The following is a 5,497-nucleotide window of genomic DNA, read 5'->3' on the forward strand; positions in this document are numbered from 1 at the left end:
GCGTCCCAGGCCCGCACGGCCGCACGGGCCGCGTCCGCGAGCAGGCCGAGGGCGACCGGATCCTTCGGACCGCGCACGGCGACGGCTCGACCCTGGAATTCGACATACGCGCCGCTCGCATCGCCCAGCACCGGGCGATGCGAGCCGTCGCCGTGCGCGGTCCGAAGGATCCGGTCGCCCTCGGCCTGCTCGCGGACGCGGCCCGTGCGGCCGTGCGGGCCTGGGACGCCGGCCACCGGGTCGTCGACGTCCACCCCCGCAGAACGGCGTGGGGCGGCACCGGTCCGGCCGGCCGGCTGTCCGCCTGACGCCCCGTGCGCCCGGCGGCCGGGACCGGGGCAGGGCGGTCAGGGGCGACCGGACCGGGACCGCCCCGGCGCGGCCCTGGTGACGGCGCGCCGCCCGCGTCGGCCCGAACCGCGATGGCGCCGCTGCCCCTGCTCGGAGCGCCGGCCGTCGAGCTGGATGCGGATGCGGATCTCCGCGCCACCGAGCACCGAGCGGCCGATGTGCACGTCGCCGCCGGTGTCCTCGGCCAGCCGCCGCACGATGTCCAGCCCGAGCCCCGTCGAACCGTTCCTGGCACCGCTGTTGCCGCGGGCGAGGGCCGCCTCCGGATCGTCGATGCCCGGACCCGCGTCCGAGACCAGCACGATCACCGAGTACCCGCCGCCGTGCACGTCCACCGAGAAGGCGGTGCCCTCCGGGGTGTGCCGGAACACATTGCCGAACAGCGCGTCGAGGGCGGCCACCAGATCGGCACGGGCGACGGGGACGTGCACCGGACGGTCGACGCCGGCGACCCGGACCCCGCGCCCCTCGTCCTCCGCCAGCGCGGACCAGAACTCCATCCGCTCCCGGATCACCAGGGCCGCGTCGCAGCCCGCCACGGGGGCTGCGACGGCCGTCGCCTGCGGCCTGGCCTCGCGCGCCGTACGGATGATCATGTCGACCTCGTGCTCCAGCTGGTCCACGGCGGCCCGGGTCTGGTCCGCGGCCGGATCGCTGCCCAGCGAAGCGGTGTTCAGGCGCAGCACGGTCAGGGGGGTGCGCAGCCGGTGCGAGAGGTCCGCCGCGAGCTCCCGCTCGTTGGCGAGGAGCTGGAGCAGCTGGTCCGCCATGGAGTTGAAGGCGACGGCGGCCTGTTCGAGCTCCGCCGGACCGCTCTCGGGGACCCGTACGTCGAGCCTTCCCTCCCCCAACTCATGGGCGGCGCTCGCCAGTTGCGCGGCCGGCTGGGTCATGCGCGCGCCGAGCCGGTCCGCGACCGCGATCGAACCGGCGACCAGCGCGACACCCACCCCGGCGAGCATGATCCAGGCGGCCGTCACCCCGCTGCCGACCTCGTCCTCGGGCACGAACACCTCGACGATCGCGGTCTTCCCGGAACGCAGCGCGAAGGGCGTCATGAGCGCCGAGCCCCCCGACACCTTCGCGATGGACTCGCGGCCCAGCTCGCGGGTGGCCGCGATCTCCCCGTCCGTCGCCCGGGGGCGGCCGATCTCCAGCGCGGCGCGGGTGCCGTCGCCCGGGACGTGCACGGTCACCCGCCCCTGCGCACCGGCCTCGGTGGACATGACGGCCCGGATCAACTGCTCCCGGTCCGCGGTGATGGAGAGCGTGGGGCCGATCGCGGCCGCCTGCCGCTCGGCGTCGGAGAACGCCCGGTCCGACGCCATCTCCCGGATGACCAGACCGAGCGGGACGGCGAAGGCCACCACGACCATCGTGGTGACCGCGAGGCAGACCTTGACGAGCGCCCATCTCACAGCGGGGCTTCCAGCTTCACTCCCACCCCGCGGAACGTGTGCAGATAGCGCGGCCTGGCGGCGGACTCGCCCAGCTTCCGGCGCAGCCACGACAGATGGACGTCGATGGTCTGGTCGTCGCCGTACGGCTGCCGCCACACCTCGGCCAGGAGCTCCTTGCGGGACACGACGACCCCGGGCCGCTCGGTGAGGAACGCGAGCAGGTCGAACTCCCGCCGGGTCAAGGCGAGTTGGGTGCCGTCCAGGGTTGCCTGCCGACGCTCCGGGTCGATGGCCAGGCCGCCGACCCGGAGCACCCGCGACGGCGGCGCCCCGCCGGTGCGGCCCGTTCCGGCGCGCCGCAGCACCGCGGCGATGCGCGCCGAGAGGTGCTCGACGGAGAACGGCTTGGTGATGTAGTCGTCGGCGCCGTCGTTGAGCAGCCGGATGATCTCGGCCTCGTCGTCACGGGCGGTGGCGATGATCACGGGCACGTCGGTGATTCCGCGCAGCATCTTCAACGCCTTGGCGCCGTCCAGATCGGGCAGCCCCAGGTCCAGGATGACCACGTCGAAGCGGGAACGGGAGACTTCGCGCAGCGCCTCAAGGGCCGTACCGACGCTCCACACGACATGGGAGGCATCGGTCAGGTGCCGGATGAGGGCCGAGCGCACGAAACGGTCGTCCTCGACGACGAGCACACCAGCCATGGGAGAAATCGTATGCTATTCAACGAAGTGTTCCCCGCTGTGCCGACCCGGAAGACGCATGGTGCAAGATGTTCCGGATGCGACGAGGACTGGTGAACGGCATAGCGTGGGTGCTCTCCACGGGGGCGGCGGTCACGCTGACCTGGTGGGGGGTCCACACCGTGATGTCCGGGACCGCCTACGACCCGCCGCGCGCCCTGCCGATCGTGGACGTGGAGCAGGCCGAGCACGAGAAGGCCGCCCCCCGGCCCTCCGCCACGTACCGCCCCGAGCAGTCCCCGACGCCCGGCCCGTCCGCGAGCGACGACGGCGGTGAGGACGCGACGAGGACGAAGCGGCCGGCCGGCGGGCCGGGAAGCACCGTGCCGAACTCCGCGCCGCCCGCCACCGACCGGCCGACGGGCGGGGCCGGGAACGCGAAGGGCTACACCGTCGACGGCGGCCGGGTCGTCTTCAACATCAAGCAGAACGACGCGGAACTGGTCTCGGCCGTCCCCGAATCGGGCTGGCGGATGCAGACGTGGAAGCACCCGCAGTGGATCCGGGTGTCCTTCACCAAGGACTCCCGGGAGATCTCGGTCTTCTGCAGCTGGTATCAACATGCTCCGCTCGTCGAGATCGAGGAAGGCAGCTGAGCGCTGCCCCTCGGACGCGGACCGGTCCCGGCGCGTTCGGGCCGGGCTTTCCGCACCGGCCTTTCCGTTGCGGTCTTTCCGCTCCGGGATTTGCCCGACGGCCTTTCCGTGCCGGACTTTGTGTGTCCCGGAAGCCTCCGTGCCCGAAGTCTTCCGAACCATCGTCACATCACTTTATTGCCACGGGTGTCACGCGTCCCGGGAAAAGGCTTAGCCGCCCTTGAAGCGAAACTGAAGAGAACCTTAAGGATCTTTCCCGGGCGCCCTGGACGGACTTTCCGTCCCGGGTGGACGTCTATGTTCGGACCGTGGAATACCGGCGCCATGACGAAACAGAAGAAATCCCCTTCCCTCCGATGGGAAAGGGGACCTTCCCGCGGCTCCGGCAGGTGTTCGGCACCGCACCGTCGTCCCCCGGCGCGGTGCCGGGCGCACGGCACGCCGCCCACCGTGCCGTGCGGACGGCGGCCGCGCGGACGCGGCACCGCCAGTCGCCGGCGCGGACGGTGCGTGCGTGGTCGGAGCGGTTCGTGAGGCGGATGCGTGCTCCCCGGACGGCGTTCGCACCGCGGATCTCCCCGGCGTCGCTCCAGGCGGGCCTGGTCGCGGGAGCCCTCGCCGTCACGGCCCGATGGGCGGCCGGTACGGAGCCCACGGCCCGGCTCGACGGACTGTTCGCGACCTTCGCCCACCTCACCGGCCTGCTCGCCGGGTACGGCGTCCTCGTCATGTTCTTCCTGATGGCGCGGATACCGGCGGTGGAACACGGGGTCGGCGCCGACCGGCTCGCACGGCTGCACGCGTGGGGCGGGCGCTGGGTGATCCTGTCGTGCCTGGCGCACGGGGTGCTCGCCCTGTGCGGATACGCGACGCGCAACGGGAGCGACCTGCTGACCTCCGCGCTGGACATGCTGGGCTCGACGGGCATCGCGCTCGCCTGCGTCGGAACGGTGCTGCTCTGCGCGGTCGGCGCCGTGTCGGCGCGCGGCGTACGCGGCCGTGTCCCGCACGAGATCTGGCGAGCGGTGCACCTGCTCACCTATGTGGGGGCCGGGCTCGGCGTCGCCCACCAGATGACCGGACCGGACATAGGGGACAACGCCTTCGTGCTCTGCGTGTGGGTGGCGCTCCACGTCGTGGTCGCGGCACTCCTGGTCCAGTACCGGCTCGTCGTACCGGTCCGTCAGGCGATGCGCCACGACCTGCGCGTCCTGGAGGTGCGGACCGAGGGGCCCGGAGTGGTCTCCGTGCTGATGCGGGGCACCGGGCTCGACGCCCTCGAAGCGGAATCCGGGCAGTTCTTCCGGTGGCGGTTCCTGCAGCGCAGGATCTGGCACTCCGCCCTGCCCTTCTCCCTCTCCGCACCCGTGCGGGACGACACGATCCGCATCACCGTCAAGGCGGTCGGGAACCACACCCGGCGGATCCGGAGGCTCAAGCCCGGCACCCGGGTCCTGGCCACCGGGCCGTTCGGCGCGATGACCGCGCGCAGACGCACCAGGCGCAAGGTCCTGCTCCTGGCGGGAGGCGTCGGCATCACACCGATACGGACGCTCTTCGAGACGCTGCCGGGAGGGCCCGGCGACATCACCCTGCTCTACCGCGCGGGCAGCGAGGAGCAGTTGGTGTTCCGCGAGGAACTGGAAGCCATCGCCGCGTACCGCGGGGCGGACCTCCATTATCTGCTCGGCCCGTCCGACGCCTCCTTCAACCCGCTCGCCCCGCAGGCGCTGCGCGGCCTGGTCCCCGGTCTCGTCAGGCGCGACGTCTACGTGTGCGGACCGTCGGCCATGACCGGGGCGGCCGTCACCGCGCTCGTCCGGGCCGGGGTCCCGGGGAAGCGGATCCACACCGAGGACTTCTCCTTCGACGGCTCCCGCGCGGCGTCGCGCCGGCGGACCGTGCCCGGCGCCCCGCCCCACCGCCGCTCGGCATGACCCCTCCCGCGCGCCCACCCCGCGCGGGACACGACGCCCACACCACCGACGTGCCCGGAGGGCCGGCACATGACCGCACAGCAACACCCGTGGCACCGGCCGGGGAACCGCCCGCACCCACCACACCACGACGACACCGCGCACCACGGGGCGAACCCCGTACTCGGGCGGGTGGCGCCGCCGGACAGCACCGCGGACACGATCGAGCAGGAGATCCTGGACCTCTTCGCCGACCCCGTGCCCGCCGCCCCCGCTCCCGTACGGCCGTTCGAGGCGGCGGAGGGGGAGCCCGGACCCCGCGGGCGCGGGTCCCGGATCGGGGCGGGGGCGTTCGGCCGGGTGCTCGCCCTCGTGGCGGCGACGGCGGCCGGTTCGTCGGCCGGTGCCACGGGTGTTGCTGTGCGGTCATGTGCCGGCCCTCCGGGCACGTCGGTGGTGTGGGCGTCGTGTCCCGCGCGGGGTGGGCG

The 5,497-nt window shown here is 73.2% G+C and carries 5 protein-coding genes and 1 pseudogene; 4 read left to right on the forward strand and 2 right to left on the reverse strand.

Annotated features, from left to right (window positions below; genetic code table 11):
- Window positions 1-308, forward strand: a 308-nt coding sequence (locus EAO76_RS43255; RefSeq protein ID WP_262376263.1) for a hypothetical protein, incomplete at its 5' end; no start/stop codon positions are given.
- A gap of 39 nt (window positions 309-347) precedes the next feature.
- Here the strand turns inward: EAO76_RS43255 and EAO76_RS43260 are convergent.
- Together EAO76_RS43260 and EAO76_RS43265 are read right to left on the reverse strand one after the other, a co-directional pair.
- Window positions 348-1,769, reverse strand: coding sequence for a HAMP domain-containing sensor histidine kinase (locus EAO76_RS43260; RefSeq protein WP_148841679.1), 1,422 nt, complete (start codon window positions 1,767-1,769; stop codon window positions 348-350).
- Window positions 1,766-2,458, reverse strand: a complete 693-nt coding sequence (locus tag EAO76_RS43265; RefSeq protein WP_148841680.1) for a response regulator transcription factor — start codon at window positions 2,456-2,458, stop codon at window positions 1,766-1,768. Before EAO76_RS43265 ends, EAO76_RS43260 begins: the two co-directional genes overlap by 4 nt.
- Window positions 2,459-2,535: 77 nt before the next feature.
- Between EAO76_RS43265 and EAO76_RS43270 the strand changes: the two genes are divergently transcribed.
- The 3 genes and pseudogenes from EAO76_RS43270 to EAO76_RS43280 all read left to right on the forward strand — a co-directional run.
- Window positions 2,536-3,093 carry a hypothetical protein gene (locus tag EAO76_RS43270; protein ID WP_316248430.1) on the forward strand — a complete coding sequence of 186 codons (558 nt, stop codon included), beginning with the start codon at window positions 2,536-2,538 and terminating at the stop codon, window positions 3,091-3,093.
- Window positions 3,094-3,632: 539 nt separating this feature from the next.
- Window positions 3,633-5,030, forward strand: a complete 1,398-nt coding sequence (locus EAO76_RS43275) for a ferric reductase-like transmembrane domain-containing protein (protein WP_148841682.1) — start codon at window positions 3,633-3,635, stop codon at window positions 5,028-5,030.
- Between the two features lie 69 nt (window positions 5,031-5,099).
- Window positions 5,100-5,497: pseudogene (locus EAO76_RS43280) on the forward strand (hypothetical protein); the annotation flags it as partial.

It is taken from the genome of Streptomyces sp. sk2.1, from assembly GCF_008120935.1.
GTDB lineage: Bacteria > Actinomycetota > Actinomycetes > Streptomycetales > Streptomycetaceae > Streptomyces.